The organism is Micromonospora sp. NPDC047670, from assembly GCF_043204915.1.
Classification (GTDB): Bacteria; Actinomycetota; Actinomycetes; order Mycobacteriales; family Micromonosporaceae; genus Micromonospora.
This window is the reverse complement of the sequence record NZ_JBIDDA010000001.1, coordinates 483,360-500,430: the sequence shown is the minus strand read 5'-3', so window position 1 is coordinate 500,430 and position 17,071 is coordinate 483,360. Positions and strand designations below refer to the sequence as shown.

Here is a 17,071-nt window from a genome sequence, read left to right as displayed (position 1 = left end):
CTGGTCCTTGCCAGCGTCGCCCTGGTCCTCGTCGCCGGTTGTGCGGGCTGGTGGCGGTGGCATCCGTCGTCGTGGCTGCGCTTCGGCTGGTACCCGCTCGTCAGCCGGCTCAGAGCGCTCTTCGTCTACCGGCGGCGGTGGGCGTCGGTCATGGCTACGTGTGGGCTGGCGACCGCATTCGCCGGAGACCGGTACGTGCCACAACTGCTGCGGGTGCGCAGTGACCGGTTCGGCGATGAGCTGACGGTGCGGTTGTTGCCGGGGCAAATCCCGGATGATTGGGGGCAGGCCGCGGAACGCCTCGCCTACGCCTTCCGCCTCCGCACCGGGCAGGCACGCTCGATGGCTCGTCCGGATCGGGTGGTGCTGCGTCTCGTGCGCCGCGACCCGCTGGCCGGCATCGTGGCGCCGCTGCCGGTGGCCGAGGTGCCTGACGTGGACGGACTCGCCCTCGGGGTCCACGAGAACGGGCAACCGTACCGACTGCGGCTGGCCGGGTCGCATGTGCTGATCGCTGGTGCGACGGGTTCGGGCAAGGGGTCGGTGCTGTGGTCGCTGATCCGGTCCCTGGCCGGCGGTATCCGGTCGGGGCTGGTGGAGCTGTGGGCGTTCGACCCGAAGGGCGGGATGGAGTTGGCGGCCGGAGTGCCGCTGTTCGCCCGGTTCGCCTACGACGACGCCGACAGCATGGCCGGCGTCCTGGAAGAAGCCGTGAAGCGGATGCGGCTGCGGGCGGCCCGACTTCGCGGTGTCACCCGTCAGCATGTGCCGACGGCGGAAGAGCCGTTGATCGTCCTGGTGATCGACGAGCTGGCGGCGCTGACGGCGTACATCACTGACCGGAAGGTTCGCGACCGCATCAAGGAAGCCCTCGGTCTGTTGCTGTCCCAGGGTCGTGCGGTTGGCGTGCACGTAGTGGCCGCGCTTCAGGACCCGCGCAAGGACATGTTGCCCTTCCGGGATCTGTTCCCGACCCGGATCGGACTGCGGCTGACCGAGCCCGAGCAGGTGGACATGGTCCTCGGCGACGCCGCCCGCGACCGGGGCGCGCTCTGCGACCGCATCCCCGAATCGTCGCCCGGGGTGGGATTCGTCGTCCTCGACGGCGTCCGCGAACCCGTCCGGGTTCGCTTCGCCTACCTCACCGATGACGACATCCGTCAGCTCGGCCGCGAATACCGCCGGCTCTGCGACGACACCGACGACGGGCAGGAGGTGGCCCAGTGAAGGCTGACACCGAGCGCGTGGAGGGCGTGGCCCTGGTGCTCATCGTCCTGACCGTGGGCGGGCTGGCCGGCGCGGCGTCGTTCACCCATGTCCACGACTGGACCATGGCCAACTCGCCGGCCGGTACCGGTGACTGGTTCGGCTGGGCCAACGCTGCTATCTCCGAACTGCTGCCGCTGGCGGCGCTGCTGACGATCCGGCGGCGGCGCCGCACCGGCGGACCGATCGGGTACCCGCTGTTCCTGCTGGTCTGCGCCGTCGTCCTGTCGCTGTCGGCGCAACTGGCGGTGGCCACGTCGAGCCTGTCCGGCTGGTTGCTGTCCGCCGTCCCTGCTCTGGCGTTCCTCGGCCTGTCAAAACTCGTCTTCTCCACCGCGCCCGCCCCGGCGGGGGTGCCCATCGACGAACCGGACGATGCCTGGGATGAAGTGCCAGCCGGCTACGACCGGACCGAAGATCACCGGCCCGTCGTCGACAGCCAGGCGGTGACCGCCGAGCAGGTTCCGCCGGCAACGGCGATGCAGCGTCCGGGTTTGGTGCCTGTCCCTGCGGCGGCCTTCGCGCCCCGTAACGGTGCCGCTTACGGCTCGGAGCGTGACCGGTGAACCAACAGGAACTCTTCCCCACCGCAGCCCCGAGCGAGGTCGAGCAGCCTCGGCCAGGGTCGCGGGCGGACCGCATGCGCAAGCCCCTGGCCAAGGACGCGCTCAAGCAGCTCGCCGAGAAACACGGCGTCTGCGTCCGCCCGTTGGCCCTACGCCGTACCGACACCGCCACTGGCCTGACCGAGGTCGTCGAAGTCCCCTGCGGGGCGACCCTCGCCGCGAAGTGCAAGCCGTGTGCCGAGCGGAGCCGGCGGCTCCGAATCCAGCAGATCCGGGAGGGCTGGCACCTGTCCGACGAACCGGCCGTCCGCCCGGACAGGCCGGGTGAGGACGTGCTCGCGCTCGTCCGGGTGCGGGCGCATCTGGAGTTCGAGCGCGAAGCCGTGCAGTACCAGCCCATGACTCCAGACGAGCGGGCCGCCCAAGTGGCTGAGATCGACGCCGCGATAGCCGAGCTGGACGAAGCTCTCGGCGAAACCAGCCTGCGCGGTCACCTCACCCCGAAGGAGCGCGACGAACGGCCCCGGCGCAAGCGTTCCACCCGGCGGAGGCAGGACTCCCCGCACCTCCCCCGGCTGCCTGTCGACCCGCGCACGGTCGGCCGCGCCTACTCGGGACGGGCGGGCAGGACCTACCGGCCGTCGATGCTCATCACGCTGACGCTCGGCTCGCACGGCCCCGTGCACACCCACCTACGTCGGGGCGCCTATGTCGCCCCCTGCGAGTGCGGCCAGCGGCACGGCCCGCATGACGACGTGCTCGGCACTCCCGTTGACCCGGCCGGCTACGACTACCGCCGGGCCGCGCTCGATGCGATCCACTTCGCCCGGGTCCTCGACCGGTGGTGGCAGAACGTCCGCCGGGCCGCCGGCTGGAACGTCCAATACGCGGGTGCCGTGGAACTCCAACGGCGCCTCGCCCCACACGCGCACTTCGCCATCCGGGGCACCCTGCCCCGCCGGCTGCTCAAGCAGATCGCGGCGGCGACCTACCACCAGGTGTGGTGGCCGCGCTTCGACGAGCTGGTCTACCCGGTCGACAAGCCCCCGGTCTGGGACGTCGACCAGCAGGCTTACGTCGACCCAAAGACGCGGGAGCCGCTGCCCACCTGGGGTGAAGCCCTCGACGCCCTGGAAGAACCCGACAGTCGGCCGGCGTACGTGGCCCGGCTTGGACGGATCGACGCCCGCGGCATCGAGCAGGGCACCCGCGACGCCGAACGCTCGATCCGCTACGTGACGAAGTACGTCACCAAGGATCTGACCGACCAGGCCAAGCCGCGTTCCGACGCGCAGAAGGCGCACTTCGACCGGCAACATGCGGAACTGGCCATGCTTCCGTGCTCGCCGACGTGCGCCAACTGGCTGCTGTACGGAGTCCAGCCGGACGGCGTCAAGGCAGGCTTGACCCCTGGCCGGTGCACCGGGAAGGTCCACCAGCGCTCCACGCTCGGCTTCACCGGCCGCCGGGTGCTGGTCTCCCGGCAGTGGTCCGGCAAGACGCTCGCCGACCACCGTGCGGACAACCGCTCGTGGGTGCGCGCCATCCTCGCTGGTGGCATGGCCGACACCGAGGAGCACGACCAGGCGGCCGACGACGCGGACGGGTCGAAGCGGTACCGGTTCGAACTCGCCCGACCGGAAGACCCCGACGTGCCGCCGCTGGAACACCGCCTCTTGCGCGCCATATCCGCCCGCATCCGCTGGCGCAGCGACCTCGACACCGCACGGATACGAACAGCCGTCACCGCACAGGCGACCGCCGCTCCGCTCTCCCCTGCCGCCTGAACATCTGGAGGACAGAACCCCTCATGGAAAGTGAGCTGTTGACCGTTCCGGAAGTCCTCACCGTGCTCAACGGTGTGTCGCGGCGGACCTTCTATCGCTGGCGTGAGCTGGGCATCGCCCCCGAGTGCATCAAGCTGCCCAACGGTGAGCTGCGCATCGAGCGGCGAGACCTGCGGGCCTGGCTGGAGCAGCACCGGGAGGCGGCGTGAAGTCGCGCGAGGTGCGGATCCGCGGAATTCAGGTCAACGCCCTAGCGGGCCGCAAGAAGTCGTACACCGTTCGGTGGGTGGTGGGGACGGGGCCGAAGTCGCGGACGTTCAGCACCCGGGCACTGGCGGACAACTTCCGGTCCGACCTGATGCAGGCGGCCAACCGGGGCGAGGCGTTCGACGGTGACTCCGGGATGCCGGAGTCGATGATGGCGCCGAAGGAATCGGTGACCTGGCTCAGCTTCGTCCGCCGGTACCTCGACATGAAGTGGCCGGGGGCGGCGGCCAAGTCGCGGGAGAGCACCACCGACGCCCTGGCGACCGCGACTGCGGTCCTGATCGGGGATCAGGCCGGACGGCCTGATGCGGCGCTGCTGCGTCAGGCGTTGCGCGAGTGGGAGTTCCCGCCCGCGTCCCGACAACTCGATCGGCCAGCCGATGTGGCTGCGGCGCTGCGCTGGTTGGAGCGAGCTTCGCTGCCGTTGTCCGCGTTGACGGACGCTGCGGTCGTACGGCCGGCGTTGGACGCGCTCGGGCTGACTTTGGACGGGCGGCCGGCGGCGGCGTCGACGACCAGGCGGCGGCGGTCGGTCTTCTACAACGTCCTTCAGTACGCGGTCGAGCTGGAGCTGTTGGAGTTCAACCCGGTCGACAAGCTGCGGGTGCGGTCGAGCCGGCGGAAGGTGGCCGGCGAGGTGGACCGGCGTGTCGTGGTCAACATCCGCCAGGCGCGAGAGCTGCTGGTCGGGGTCACGTACGTCGGCGAGCGCGGAAAGAACGGCCGGCGGGGTGAGCGCCTTGTCGCCTTCTACGCCTGCCTGTACTTCGCGGCGCTGCGGCCGAGCGAGGCGCTGGGTCTGCGGGAGCGGGACTGCCACCTTCCCGAGAAGGGCTGGGGGCTGTTGACGGTGGAGAAGTCCCGGCCGGCGGCGGGCAAGCGGTACACCGATAGCGGCGAGGTGCACGACGACCGCGGGCTCAAGCACCGGGGCGAGACCGAAGCGCGGGAGGTGCCGATCCCGCCGGAGTTGGTGTTGATCCTGCGTGCGCACGTCGACCGGTTCGGGGTGGCCGCCGACGGGCGGCTGTTCCGCAGCGACCGGGGCAACGTGGTGGCGTCGTCGACGTACTCGCGGGTCTGGGAGGAGGCGCGTCGGTTGAGCCTGCCGCCGGATCGGGTGGCCTCTCCCCTGGTCGGTCGCCCGTACGACCTGCGGCACGCCGGGGTGTCGTTGTGGTTGAACGCCGGGCTACCGGCGCCGGAGGTCGCGCAGCGCGCCGGGCATTCCGTCGACGTGCTGCTCAAGGTGTACGCGAAGTGCCTCGACGGAGACCGCAGCCGGATGAACGAGCGCATCGAAACGGCCCTACGCGGATGACGAGCACTCCGCGGCGGTCGACTTGAAGATGCCGCTGCCAACTCCTTGAAGATTGGTGAACCAAGCGGTGACTACCAGCGTTGGCTCCTTCCCAGTCGAAAAGAGAAGGAGCCAACGCTGGTCGTTATGGCTGCCTGACGAGGCCGCGGATCTTCATGCCATTGTCCGAGTTCGGCTTGTTGATCGCCTCGTAGACCTTGTGGCCTGAGTCGCGTGCACCACCAGCCCAGCTGACACCTTTGCCGGTCTCCTTTGCTGCGATACCACCCCAAAACACCGACTCGCGCTCCCATCGGATATAGGACAGCAGGGTGTCCAGGTCCTTGTCATCCGTGAACTTGTCCGTCGTGCACCAAGACATGGATCGGTGCACCGTGGCCCCCAGACCTGCCAATACCGCGGGCGAGGTGATCGCGGACTTAGCGTGGAACTGGTCCGCATACTCCTTGAGCAGGGCACCGAGCCGTTCGACGGTCTCCTGCTTCACCGCCTTCATATCAGAACCCTCGGGGAGGTCATCAGGCTCGACGTCACCCGACGCAGCATGGATTCCGGCCTTGCCAAGGATGGTGGTTACAACCAGGGTCCGGAGGCCAGAGAGGGTCATCCATTCACGAGACTTTGGCCCTACCTGCCGCTTGCCGGTCAAGATCAGGTCGCTGAGAGCGATGTCTTCCCCGTCCACCGTGACCGTGGTCGAGTCGACCAAGGCCTGGGCCACGCTAGTGGCGAAGTCGCGCATGTCCATGGACAGCGCAAGTGACTTGTCGACCGGGACGCCCTTCAGGTTGCGGTCATGGAAGATCTGCCGTGCAGAGAGCGTAGAGATGCCGTGGTAGATCTCGAAGGCAATCATCGCACCGTCGAAATCAAAGTCCCTAAGCCCGAACAAGGCCGGATTCTTCTTGATCCGATGAAGCGCAGTGATCTGGGTCTCGCCGTCGATAGCAATCAGTCCATCCCTAATCGGGAGGAATGCCTTGCCATCGGGCTGGATATCCAGGGGGCGTTGGCACCACAGCGTGACAGGAGGGATTGACCATGCATCGCCATACCCTCCGCTAAGACCTTCCGCGATGTAGTCAGCGTAGTTGTTGATGTTCTTGGATTTAGGGCTTGCTGCCGTGCCAATCACACGCTGAACCTCGGCGCGCATACGGGCATATCCGTCCGGCTCCTGCCGCGCCTTCACGTCGCGAGCAGCCTCCTGCTCAACCCTCACTGGATCATTGACCATGTGCAGGAGGTTCTCCATGTCGACTATGCCGATGGCGACGTGGTCGCGGACCGGCATGAGCGTGATGGGGAAGCCTGTCGTAACGGGCTTGAGGATCTGGTTGGACATGCAGGACCTCCGAGGCAGGCGGCACGGGCAAGCAAGAAGCCACAGTAGACACTGACCGCGGTTACGTCAAACATCTAAAAACACTGACCTCAGCCCTGCCGGATGGGGTCTGCGGTGCACATCGTTGGCAGGTGGATCGGCCAGGGAAGCCCTCTGCCCATACTTGTCAGGACCGCGGCACGAGAGATCACGCGCTCAATTTGCCCTGGATGCGGCCGCATGCCCGGCAATGGGCGACGTCGGATTTTTGCCCTTCGTCTAAAAAGTAATGCTTTAGATGAAGGAGAAGACTGGGCTCGGCCGTCATCCCAGGTCGACGACCTCGATTCAGGCACTTCCTGTTGTGATGCAAGCCAGATCGCGCCGCCACAAACAGAGGTCGATCCCGGGCTGAGGGCGACATGCCGTGCTTGGCGCCGCGGGCCGGGGTTGCCGCACGGGCAGGCGTCGACCTTCTTCGCTTCTATGCCCTACGACCTGCGCAAACGACCGCTCGAAGGGGCTCAAGATCATTGCACGTACTCTGCACGGTTGGCTGCAAACGGCGGCTCAGGGTGGCATCCGGCTGCACAGGTCAAGCGATCGACGCGGAGACGTATCCGCAGCTCAGTGGCCGTTTTGGCTGATCTTTGAGGTGCCCCCGGCAGGATTCGAACCTGCGACACACGGTTTAGGAAACCGTTGCTCTATCCCCTGAGCTACGAGGGCGCGAGGGCCTAGTCTAGCGACCTGCGGGTTCACCTGGGGTGGCAGGGAGTGGCCCACGTTCACCCACGTCACCCGGCCCCCTGTTCGCCCAGCCCAGGAGCACACCCGGAGCACACGAACCCCGGTTTGCGACCGGCGGTCGCTGCGGTGCCCCGCGTCGGGAGCGCTTACGCCGGGGCGCTCGGACTCCGCCGTGATACTGACTGGGGCTGTTTCGCTAACGGTGTTCCGGCGGTCTTGGTTAGTAGGTTTCAGCAACCGGGAAGCGGTCGCTGAAGGTGATGGCGAAGGCGTTCAGAGCGGGTTTCCAGCGCATCGTCCATCGGGCTCTGCCTGCTCCGGTGGGGTCCAGGGACCGGGTCACCAGGTACAGACACTTCAACGCGGCCTGCTCGTTCGGGAAGTGGCCGCGGGCCTTGATCGGCTCGTCGGTAGCGGGCGTTGAGGGACTCGATGGCGTTGGTCGAGCAGATGACCTTGCGGATCTCGACGTCGTAGTCGAGGAACGGGATGAACTCCGTCCAGGCGTTGTCCCACAACCGGATCACCGCCGGATACCGGCCGCCCCACCTCTCCGCGAGGTCGTCGAACGCCGCCCTGGCGGCGGTGGCGTTGACCGCCGTGTAGATCGACTTGATGTCACGCTTCAGTTCGTCCCAGTACCTGCGGGAGGTCAACCGGAACGTGTTGCGGATCAGGTGGATGACACAGGTCTGCACCACGCTCTGGGGCCACACGTTCGTGACCACCTCCGGTAGCCCTTTGAGGCCGTCGCAGACGAGGAAGAACACGTCCTTGACGCCCCGGTTGCGCAGGTCGGTCAGCACGCCCATCCAGAACTTCGCGCCCTCACCACCCGTGCCGGCCCACAGGCCGAGGATGTCCTTCTCGCCGTCGAGGGTGACCCCGATCGCGGCGTAGAACGGCCGGTTCCCGACCTGCCCGTCTCGCACCTTGACCACGATCGCGTCGATGAACACCGCCGCGTAGATCTCGTCCAGGGGCCGGTGGGACCAGTCGACCATCTCCTCGATGACCTTGTCGGTGATCCTGGAGATCGTCTCCTTCGACACCGACGCCCCATAGATTTCGGCGAAGTGCGCCGAGATCTCCCCGGTCGTCAAACCCTTGGCATACAACGACAACACCACCTCGTCGATCCCCGACAGCCGGCGCTGCCGCTTCTTGACGATCTGGGGCTCGAAGGTGCCCGACCGGTCCCGCGGCACGTCGATCAACAGCGGCCCTGTCGTGTCGGTCAGCACCGTCTTCGAACGGGTGCCGTTGCGAATGTTGCTCGATCCGGCGCCGGCCGGCGTACCCGCGGCGATCACCATTGACGCGACGCAGAGCAACGCACGCGAACCAGCTTCTCCGACCACGGCACCTGCCCGGACATCTCCGCCCCTGGCGGGGGCGTAACCGATGCCGCCTGCGGCGGGTTGATCCCGGTGACGTGGGCAGACGCCCGGGGCACGCGTCACTGCCTGGGGGTGAGCGGTGCAGCGCAGACTCGTCGCCATCGCCCCAGTGCTCATTGGCGCGCTCCTGCTGCATCTCAGCGTCGCCTGCCGCCCGCCGCTCGCCGCCACGGACGTGCCCCAGACTCGCCCGCTGGCGACCGCGCCGACCCACCCCGGCCTGCCGCCCGCGACGCCGTCGGACGCCGAGTCCCGCGCCACCGGCGGTTCCCCCGCCGCGCAGGTCGATCCGGTACGCATCGAGGCGCACCTCGCCGTGGCCGCGCTCACCGCGTGGACCGGGCAGCCGCCCGGGCGGACCATGGTGGCCTACTTCGCTGGCAAGGCGTGCGGATCGGTCGCCCGCCCCGGGCGCAACAGCCCGACCAGCGACCGCCGCGACCCGGTGACCCCGGTGGCCTCCGCGCCGCCCGGCGCGCCGTTGCGCCGGGACAACACCGTCGACAAGCGTCCGATCGTGGCGGTCGCCCCGTCCGAGGCGGTGCGGCCGAGCGTCCTGCGCTGCTGAGCGGCGCGCGCCGCAGGCCCCGGCCGCCCGTCGACTCCGAGTGAGCGCCGGCCGGGCGGCGGCACGTCGGCCCGGAGCGGTCGGAAGCAAATCCCCAGACCCACGCCCCGCCACGCGGTCGCCCACCGACCACGCGCGCCTTCCCGCTGGCGTACCCGCCGATCGCAAGCCGGCGGTACGCGCAGCGCGCCACCCGTTGCTCGCCCCGCCGCCTCCCGGAGTGGACCATGACCTCTGTCGCCCTGCCCTGGCGCACCCTGCGCACCGACCTGCCCGCCTCCCTCGTCGTCTTTCTCGTCGCGCTGCCGCTCTGCGTCGGCATCGCCGTCGCCTCCGGCGTACCCGCCGAACTCGGCCTGGTCACCGGCATCGTCGGCGGTCTCGTCGTCGGGTTCATGCCCGGCAGCAGCCTCCAGGTCAGCGGCCCGGCGGCCGGCCTGACGGTGCTGGTCGCCCAAGCCGTGGACCGCTACGGCCTGGCCGGGCTCGGCACGATCGTGCTGGTCGCCGGTCTCCTCCAGGTGGCGCTGGGGCTGCTGCGGCTGGGCCGCTGGTTCCGGGCCATCTCCGTGGCGGTGGTGCAGGGCATGCTCGCCGGCATCGGTATGCTGCTCATCGTCGGGCAGCTCTACGTCCTGGCCGGCGGCACGACGCCGCACTCCGGGCCCGGCAAGTTCACCGGCCTGTCCGGCCTGGTGGGCGAGGTCGTCAGGTCCCACCCGGCCCGCGTCTCGCTCGCCGTCGGCGTGGCCACCCTCGCGGTCATGCTGTTGTGGGACGCCCTGCCCGGCCCGCTGCGCCCGGTCCCCGGCGCGCTGGTCGCCGTGGTCGCGGCGGCCGGGGCGACCGCCGCGTTCGAGCTCCCCGTGGACACCCTCGACGTCGAGGGCCTGCTCGCGGCGGTACGGCCCTCGCTCGGGCACTGGGACACCCTCGCGGACGTCGGTTTGCTCGCCACCGTCGCCACGTTCACGCTCGTCGCCTCGGCGGAGAGCCTGTTCAGCGCGGCGGCGGTGGACCGGCTGCACCAGGGCCCGCGCACCGACTTCGACCGGGAACTCGTCGCCCAGGGCACCGGGAACACCCTCTGCGGCCTGCTCGGCGCGCTGCCCATGACCGCCGTCATCGTGCGCAGTTCCGCCAACGTGCGGGCCGGCGCGCGGACCAAGGCGTCCCGGGTGCTGCACGGGGTCTGGCTGCTGCTGTTCACCGCCGCCGTGCCCGGCCTGCTCGGGCTGATCCCGCTGGCCGCGCTCGCCGCCGTGCTCGTCCACGCCGGGGTGAAGCTGATGCCGCTACGGACGGTGCCGGAGCTGTGGCGGGGGCAGCACCAGGGCGAGGTGGTGGTGCTGGCGGTGACCGCCGGGGCGATCGTCACTACCGACATGTTCACCGGCGTGCTCGTCGGCCTCGGCCTCGCCGTCGTCAAGACCGCCTGGGAGACGTCCCACGTGCGGGTCACCGTCCTCGACGGCGGCACGGGGCCGATCGAGGTGTCGATCGCCGGCAACGCCACCTTCCTGCGGCTGCCCACCATCCTCACCACGCTGAACGGGCTGCCGGCCGACCGGACCGTGCGACTGGACCTGCGCGGCCTGCGGCACGTGGACTTCGCCTGCCGATCGGCGCTGGACTCCTGGATCGACACGCACAATGGCAACGCGGGCGTCTCCGTGCACGTCGTGGCGCCGCGCCCAACGGAGGACAACCGGGCCCGGATGGCGGACGCCGCCGAGTGAGCGCGCGGAGGCGACCGGTTGAACCGGCGCGGGCGCCGCCGAGCCAACCCGCGCGGGGGCCCGCCAGGCCGGGCTGATGTGGGCGGCGAGGATCTGCCAGCCGCGCTCGCCGTACACCCGGGTCCGGGTGTAGCGCAGGCGCGTCGTGACGGGCGAGCCGTCGAAGATCCCCGACACCCGGCCGACGAGGAACGTCATCCCGGTTCCGCCCTCGACGACCAGGTGTAGCTCCTCTTCCACAAGTGCGTCGGCACACCCCCGTCATCGACACCGTCGGCGCCCTGGCCGCGATGCTCGACCTGAGCATCGCCCACCTCGACCGGTACGCCGACCGACACGCCATGGACCGACGCGCCATTGCCGACCGCCTGCACCATTACCACTACCGGTAGACCGAGGGCGGTCGCCTGATCGAGGCACCCAAGTCCCGGCTCCGCGCCCTACAACGCCGGCTCCTCGCCGAAATACTCGGCCCATTGCGGTCTATTCCGCCGCCCACGGCTCCGTATCCCGGCCGCTCCGGGCGCCTACCGACTCGACCGACGCCTCGCCGGACTCGTCGTCAACCACCACCCCGCCACACCCCGCGACGAGTACGATCAGCTCCGCGCCATCCTCCACAGCGCCGCCCGCACCGGCCTGGCCGCGCAGAACAGGACCGGTCACCCCGACTTCGCTCAATGCCTCATCGGACGAGTTGCCTGGGTTGGTCATCACCACCCGGCACGCGCGGCCAAGCTCGCCACGCTGCTGGCCCGAGCACTTGCGGCACCGTAGACTGACGCGGCGCGGCAGCTTCGCCGGATCTCGGCAAGGACACGTCGGACCAACCGAAGCATGGCTTGAGCAGGACTTACTTCTGTTCTGCTGATCTTCGGCAAGCGAGCACAGCAATGCGCGTGTGCGACCCGTTAACGTGAAGACAGAATAGAAACCCGCAGGTAGTGAGCCTCTGGGTACAGATAGATCGTCGCCTTAGGAAATCGTTGCTCTATCCCCTGAGCTACGAGGGCGCGAGCGCCTAGTCTAGCGACCTGCGGGTTCACCTGAGGTGGCAGGGAGTGGCCCATGTTCACCCGCGTTCCCCGGACCCATGTTCGCCCAACCCATGGACCACACCCGGAGCACACGAAACCCGGTTTGCGACCGGCGGTCGACCGCAGTGACTCGCGTTGGCACCGTTCACCCCGGTTGGCATCCGCTGGAGAGCACACACCGCGCACATCATCGAAGATCAACCACGTTCCGTCCATGTACCGCCTTCGGCGTCGCCACTGGAGGACCACGGAGCGCTTACGCCGGGGCGCTCGGACTCCGCCGCGATACTGGCTACCACGGTTCCCACCGAGCGTCCGCTCATGCCGAGTTGAGTGCGCCACGCGGCATCAAACCCGCAGCATTCCTCGCTCAAGGTGTTCAGCGGGCTAACGACCCAGAACCCCGTAGCTGGCGGAACTGCCGATGTGAGCGAGTCGGCCATGCGACCTGGCAGCGGGCCGCGCGCGCAGTGGCAGGCAATAAACCGGTGACGTCGGTGGTGATCTCCGCGACACTGGCCGACGTGGAAGAGGTCAAGGTCGTCGTCGCCCATCACGAGCGCGCGACCCTGCGCGTCGGCGACGTGTTCCTGAAAATCGACGCCGACCAGACCCGCACCGACGTCGAGGTCGAGGCGATGACCATGGCGCCGATCCCCACGCCGGAAGTCCTGTGGCGCAAGCCGCCCGTACTCGCGCTCGCCGCGCTCCCTGGGAGGGCACTCGGCCGCCTCGGCGAGCCGTCGACCGCGTCGCCGGCGTCGTGGGCCGCGGCCGGCGCCGCCGCACGGATGCTGCACGACGCGCCGGTGCCGCCGTGGCCAGGTCGCCGCCTCGACGACCTGGCGTCACGCCTCGACGGTGAATGCGAGTGGCTCGTCACGAACGGCGTCCTTCCCGCCGACCTGGTCACCCACAACCGCCGGGTTGCCGAAGCCGCGCTTCGGCCGTGGACTCCGGTGTTCATACACGGCGACCTGCAGATCGCCCACGTGTTCGTCGACCACGACGAGATCACCGGCGTGCTCGACTGGTCCGAGGCGGGCCAGGGCGACGCCCTGTACGACCTCGCCATCCTGACGCTCGGACACGAGGAACGCCTCGGCGACGTCGTCGCCGGCTACGGCACCGACGTCGATCTCGACGTCATCCGTGCGTGGTGGTCTGTGCGAAGCCTGCTGGCGATCCGCTGGCTGGCGGAACACGGCTTCGATCCGGCCGCACCAGGCTGCGAGGTCGACGTGCTGAGATCCCGGATGTGAGGCCGCACGGGCCCGCCTGCCACGAGTGCCGTGCGCGATCTGCGTGTGTTGCGGTGCCGACCGATCATGCCGATGAGCGTGCATCCGATCCAGCTTCGGCTCCGGGACGCGTTGCTGCCGGTCAAGTACGGGTGCGCCAGCTGAGTCACAGGGCGATCGGGCGGTAGGCCAGCGCGGCGTCGACGATCTCCTCCGCTGTCGCGTCCCGCGGCTCGGGCGGCGGGTAGAAGATGAGGTCGCTCGCGCCCGGCTCTACGGTATTGCGCTCGAACGCCGCGATGTATCAGTCGTCGGTCGGGCGGGCGAGGATGCGACGCGCGATCTCGACCAGCTCATCTCGGGTGACGTCGGGCAGTCGGACCGGCGGTGGCGCGCACGCCCACCCGACCAGTTGTTCATGGTCGGGCGCTCCGCAGTGGTTGTGGAAGTCGTTGAGCCCGAAGCTGTGGCCGGCCGTCTCGTTGAGCGTCTCGATCGCGGCAGCGGCGTCCTCACCGCGATCGACGAGTTCCTCGATCTGCAGTATCGCCTTCCTGATCGCGAATCGCCGCTCGGGTGAAGCCGGCCGGGTCGCGGCGCGTCGCGCAACTCCACCGCGTTTGCCCTACTGGTACCGCACGGGCTGGGTCATGTGAGCCAGGACCAGTTCCGAACCGGCCGGCCGTTCCGAGATCGGATGTATGGATTTGCCACGAGACACGTGGTCCACTCGTTGACGGTGTTCCGGCCGAGACGTCAGTTCCTACTCGCCCGCCGAGTCCGAGACACGATCGAACGCGTCTCGCGTAATGATGTAGGGGTTCCAATCCTCGTCCGGGCCATCGAGGCTCGCCTGCCCCGGGCCTCCGTACTGATCTTCCTCATGCCCGGGCCGTAGCGGAGGACCGGCCCGTTGTCGTACGCCTCAATCTGCCGAACGGGCCAGCCATCCTCACCAACCTCGAAGTACCAGACGGAGTATCCCCAACCGTCGAACTCGCCTCGTGGCTCATCCCAGCGACGGCGGAGGAAACGACTCGGCACAGCGAAAGCCTAACTTGATCTTCAAGCAATTGGCGTCACGGAACCCCCGCCGGAACTCTGCCCGGCGGGGTTCCGTCTCGCCCTTGGCCTCGGTGGCCCAGTGGGGCCGGTCGACATCCAGCTTTCGCTTGAGGGTGGCGAGGAACGCCTCGGCCAGGGCGTTGTCGTACGACGACCCGATTTGCTTGTCGAGCGACGGATACCGTGGCGGCGACAGGCGTCGGCGGAGCCGCTACTGCCGGTTCGACCCCCACGGTCGCTGTTCGATGACCGGCCATCGCCCGGGTGGCGGTGGCGCTGAGGCGGGCGTTTCCGATCAGCGAGGGCTCCGCGGTCGTCCTCGCCGCCTGTCGGAGGCTCGGCGACCGGCTGTTGGTGTGCGGCCTTCCTCCACCGGCTGCTTCGGTTCTGCTTCCTCGTGCCTGCCGGACCGGCCTGGCATGGCGGCGAACAGGGTGTCGAGTGCCTGTTGTGCTGTCCCCAGTTGCGCGATCGCCTCGGCGATGCGGGCTCGTTCCCGTTCCAGGTGGTCGACCATGCCCGGACACGCTGACGGTCTCAGGCGCCCGCCATCGTCGTGTACGCAGTGCAGCACCTGCCCGATGACGGCGGTGGGAAGCCCGGCGGCGAGCAGGGAGCGGATGTGGGACACGGCGACGATGTCGGACTCGGCGTACTCGCGGTAGCCGTTGGCAAGGCGCGCCGGCCGGAGGAGCCCTTGCTCCTCGTAGTACCGCAGGAGCCGCTCGCTGACCCCGGTTCGGCGAGCCAGGACACCGATCCGCATGTGGTTTACCAATCCTGTTGACCTTCACACCGATGTCAGAGCCTAGCTTTTCACCGTCACCAGACAGCGAGAAGGGACGGGCGATGTCGGGAGCGGTAATCATCGGGGCGGGGCCGGGAATCGGGCGATCGGTGGCCCTGCGATTCGCTCGGGAGGGCCTACCCGTCGCTCTCGTGGCGCGTACCGGCGCGACGGTGCGAGCGGTGGCCGAGGCTGTCGCTCCGCTCGGCGTGCGGACCGTACCTCTGACCGCCGACAGCACGGACGAGACGGCGCTGCGGGCCGCCCTCGACTCGGCGGCCGAGGAACTCGGCCCACCGGACGTGGTGGTGTACAACGCCGCGATAATCCAGGCCGACGCGCCGGGTGAACTGTCCGTACGCGCTCATCAGGATGCCTGGGCGGTCAACGTGGTCGGGGCGCTCACCGCCGCCGCACACGTCCTGCCCAGGATGGCCCGACGCGGCAGCGGCTCGTTCATCGTCACCGGCGGGATGCCCGAGCCGAAGCCCCGGTACGTGTCTCTCTCGCTCGGCAAGGCCGGGGTACGGACCCTCGTGGCCCTGCTCGACCAGGAGTACGGGCCGTCGGGCGTCCACGTGGCCACAGTCACCGTGGCTGGCGCCGTCGCCCCGGGCACGGCCTTCGACCCGGACGACATCGCCGAGCACTATTGGCGGCTGCACACCCAGCCACGACAGCAATGGGAGCGGGAAGCCGTCCACGACGGGTCGACCGCCGCCGGTGGTGGTGCGGTGACCAGCCTGGCTCGTGACGTCGTCGCCGAGCTGCTCAGCGGCTGGCGGACGGCGTTCGACGAGCACAGAACGGAGCGCCTCAGCGCGCTGTTCACGCAGGACGCGCTCTTCCAGGGCATCACCCCGCAGCCGCTGGTCGGTCCGGCGGCGATCCGCGCCTACTACGAGAGGGTCGCGGCGGGGACCACAGCCTCCGTGAGCGTGCTGGAAGCCAACATGCTGCGCGAGGACATCGTCGCCGGGTTCGCGGACGTCACCTTCACCGCGCCGACCGGCGAGACCACGCTGCTGCGCCTCTCCATCGTCGCGGAACGCCTCGCGGACGCATGGTCGATCCGTCACTACCACGCCGCACGTCTGCCCGGTCCGGGTGAACTTGGCGGCCCGTCGGGGGCGGGAGTGTCCAGCTAGCGGCTGGCTGTGGCAGTGGTGATCGGGCGGGAGAGCGAGCTGTGTCGACTGACGCAGCTCGCTTCGGCGCGTGAGCCGGCCGTCGCGATCCGGTCGAGCGCCTGCACACCGGCCTCGCCGTCCTGGCCGACCTGATCGGCGACGACCCTGCTGTCATCGTCTTCGAAGACCTGCACTGGGCCGACTCGGAGAGCGCGGCGCTGTTCGAGCGCATCGCCGACCAGCGCGGGCCGCGGCTGCTCATCGGAACGTACCGGCCGGACGAGGTGACCCGCCGTCAACCGGCGGCCGGCCTGCTGGCCCGTCGGCTGGCGGGTGGCGGGTGGCCCAGCTCGCCCAGGTCCGCGCCCAACTGGGCATGGCGCCGGTCGACGCGGCGCCCGCGGTCACCGGCCCGACCGCCCTGGCTTCCCGCGAGCGGGAAGTGGCAGTACTGATCAGCGACGGGTTGACCAACACCGAGCTGGCCCGGCGCCTCTCCATCTCACCGAAGACCGCAGCCGTGCACGTCTCGAACATCCTGCGGAAGCTGGGCGTCTCGTCCCGGACCCAAGGTGGGTGACTCCGTCGGGCGGCACTGACCGCCACCGCCGGCACGGCCCGCAAGCTGCAACCACCGCCACCGCCGGCACGGTCCGCGAGCTTCAACCACCGCCGCCAGCCGGTCGCCGGTGAGGATCAGCGGGATCGCCGGCACGGTCCGCGAGCTGCAACCACCGCCGCCGGTGACGTTGGACGCCCCACGGCAACCGGGGCGGTCCTCGTCTCCGAGCCTCGCCCGCCGTTCGCACCAGTCCCGGTCCGC

The 17,071-nt window shown here is 69.2% G+C and carries 15 protein-coding genes, 1 tRNA gene and 1 pseudogene; 12 read left to right on the top strand and 5 right to left on the bottom strand.

Going from position 1 to position 17,071, the window contains the following annotated elements; genetic code table 11:
• Window positions 1-195 precede the first annotated feature (195 nt).
• The 5 genes from ACGF7U_RS02360 to ACGF7U_RS02340 all read left to right on the top strand — a co-directional run bounded on the left by ACGF7U_RS02360 (window position 196) and on the right by ACGF7U_RS02340 (window position 5,207).
• Window positions 196-1,227 (top strand): FtsK/SpoIIIE domain-containing protein, encoded by a 1,032-nt coding sequence (locus tag ACGF7U_RS02360; protein ID WP_393102270.1) that lies wholly within the window; start codon window positions 196-198, stop codon window positions 1,225-1,227.
• Window positions 1,224-1,832 (top strand): DUF2637 domain-containing protein, encoded by a 609-nt coding sequence (locus ACGF7U_RS02355; protein WP_393102269.1) that lies wholly within the window; start codon window positions 1,224-1,226, stop codon window positions 1,830-1,832. The genes ACGF7U_RS02360 and ACGF7U_RS02355 overlap by 4 nt, the downstream gene beginning before the upstream one ends.
• Window positions 1,833-1,906: 74 nt before the next feature.
• Complete coding sequence (locus ACGF7U_RS02350) at window positions 1,907-3,619, top strand: replication initiator (RefSeq protein ID WP_393102268.1); 1,713 nt, start codon at window positions 1,907-1,909, stop codon at window positions 3,617-3,619.
• A gap of 38 nt (window positions 3,620-3,657) precedes the next feature.
• On the top strand, window positions 3,658-3,828 hold the full coding sequence (locus ACGF7U_RS02345) for a helix-turn-helix transcriptional regulator (protein WP_377522382.1): 171 nt from the start codon (window positions 3,658-3,660) through the stop codon (window positions 3,826-3,828).
• On the top strand, window positions 3,825-5,207 hold the full coding sequence (locus ACGF7U_RS02340) for a tyrosine-type recombinase/integrase (protein ID WP_393102267.1): 1,383 nt from the start codon (window positions 3,825-3,827) through the stop codon (window positions 5,205-5,207). The genes ACGF7U_RS02345 and ACGF7U_RS02340 overlap by 4 nt, the downstream gene beginning before the upstream one ends.
• A gap of 124 nt (window positions 5,208-5,331) precedes the next feature.
• On the opposite strand, the gene ACGF7U_RS02335 is transcribed toward ACGF7U_RS02340, so the two are convergent.
• From ACGF7U_RS02335 to ACGF7U_RS02325, 3 genes and pseudogenes are all read right to left on the bottom strand, one after another.
• Window positions 5,332-6,552 carry a DNA sulfur modification protein DndB gene (locus ACGF7U_RS02335; RefSeq protein ID WP_393102266.1) on the bottom strand — a complete coding sequence of 407 codons (1,221 nt, stop codon included), beginning with the start codon at window positions 6,550-6,552 and terminating at the stop codon, window positions 5,332-5,334.
• Window positions 6,553-7,187: 635 nt separating this feature from the next.
• A tRNA-Arg gene (locus ACGF7U_RS02330) sits at window positions 7,188-7,260 on the bottom strand.
• Window positions 7,261-7,501: 241 nt separating this feature from the next.
• A pseudogene (locus ACGF7U_RS02325) lies at window positions 7,502-8,555 on the bottom strand (IS256 family transposase); the annotation flags it as partial.
• 205 nt (window positions 8,556-8,760) lie between these two features.
• Between ACGF7U_RS02325 and ACGF7U_RS02320 the strand changes: the two are divergent.
• From ACGF7U_RS02320 to ACGF7U_RS02300, 5 genes are all read left to right on the top strand, one after another.
• Entirely contained in the window at window positions 8,761-9,249 is a 489-nt protein-coding gene (locus tag ACGF7U_RS02320) for a hypothetical protein (RefSeq protein WP_393102265.1), read from the top strand.
• Between the two features lie 227 nt (window positions 9,250-9,476).
• A complete protein-coding gene (locus tag ACGF7U_RS02315) occupies window positions 9,477-10,988 on the top strand; it encodes a SulP family inorganic anion transporter (protein WP_393102264.1) in 1,512 nt (503 codons plus the stop codon).
• Between the two features lie 242 nt (window positions 10,989-11,230).
• Complete coding sequence (locus tag ACGF7U_RS02310) at window positions 11,231-11,380, top strand: hypothetical protein (protein WP_393102263.1); 150 nt, start codon at window positions 11,231-11,233, stop codon at window positions 11,378-11,380.
• Between the two features lie 1,133 nt (window positions 11,381-12,513).
• Window positions 12,514-13,287, top strand: a complete 774-nt coding sequence (locus ACGF7U_RS02305; protein WP_393102262.1) for a phosphotransferase family protein — start codon at window positions 12,514-12,516, stop codon at window positions 13,285-13,287.
• 397 nt (window positions 13,288-13,684) lie between these two features.
• Entirely contained in the window at window positions 13,685-13,846 is a 162-nt protein-coding gene (locus ACGF7U_RS02300; protein WP_393102261.1) for a hypothetical protein, read from the top strand.
• A gap of 780 nt (window positions 13,847-14,626) precedes the next feature.
• On the opposite strand, the gene ACGF7U_RS02295 is transcribed toward ACGF7U_RS02300, so the two are convergent.
• Entirely contained in the window at window positions 14,627-15,097 is a 471-nt protein-coding gene (locus ACGF7U_RS02295) for a MerR family transcriptional regulator (RefSeq protein ID WP_393102260.1), read from the bottom strand.
• Window positions 15,098-15,129: 32 nt separating this feature from the next.
• On the opposite strand from ACGF7U_RS02295, the gene ACGF7U_RS02290 reads away from it, so the two are divergent.
• On the top strand, window positions 15,130-16,266 hold the full coding sequence (locus ACGF7U_RS02290) for an SDR family NAD(P)-dependent oxidoreductase (protein ID WP_393102259.1): 1,137 nt from the start codon (window positions 15,130-15,132) through the stop codon (window positions 16,264-16,266).
• On the opposite strand, the gene ACGF7U_RS02285 is transcribed toward ACGF7U_RS02290, so the two are convergent.
• Window positions 16,263-16,442 (bottom strand): hypothetical protein, encoded by a 180-nt coding sequence (locus tag ACGF7U_RS02285; protein WP_393102258.1) that lies wholly within the window; start codon window positions 16,440-16,442, stop codon window positions 16,263-16,265. The genes ACGF7U_RS02290 and ACGF7U_RS02285 overlap by 4 nt on opposite strands.
• Window positions 16,443-16,588: 146 nt before the next feature.
• Between ACGF7U_RS02285 and ACGF7U_RS02280 the strand changes: the two genes are divergently transcribed.
• Window positions 16,589-16,828: a LuxR C-terminal-related transcriptional regulator gene (locus ACGF7U_RS02280; RefSeq protein ID WP_393102257.1), complete on the top strand. Its 240-nt coding sequence runs from the start codon at window positions 16,589-16,591 to the stop codon at window positions 16,826-16,828.
• Window positions 16,829-17,071 lie beyond the last annotated feature (243 nt).

What these genes read in the sequence shown, in the direction of transcription:
- ACGF7U_RS02350 (WP_393102268.1), top strand. Translation starts at nt 1,907, where the DNA reads ATGCGCAAGCCCCTGGCCAAGGACGCGCTCAAGCAGCTCGCCGAGAAA.
- ACGF7U_RS02335 (WP_393102266.1), bottom strand. Translation starts at nt 6,552, where the DNA reads ATGTCCAACCAGATCCTCAAGCCCGTTACGACAGGCTTCCCCATCACG.
- ACGF7U_RS02315 (WP_393102264.1), top strand. Translation starts at nt 9,477, where the DNA reads ATGACCTCTGTCGCCCTGCCCTGGCGCACCCTGCGCACCGACCTGCCC.
- ACGF7U_RS02300 (WP_393102261.1), top strand. Translation starts at nt 13,685, where the DNA reads ATGGTCGGGCGCTCCGCAGTGGTTGTGGAAGTCGTTGAGCCCGAAGCT.
- ACGF7U_RS02295 (WP_393102260.1), bottom strand. Translation starts at nt 15,097, where the DNA reads ATGCGGATCGGTGTCCTGGCTCGCCGAACCGGGGTCAGCGAGCGGCTC.
- ACGF7U_RS02290 (WP_393102259.1), top strand. Translation starts at nt 15,130, where the DNA reads ATGTCAGAGCCTAGCTTTTCACCGTCACCAGACAGCGAGAAGGGACGG.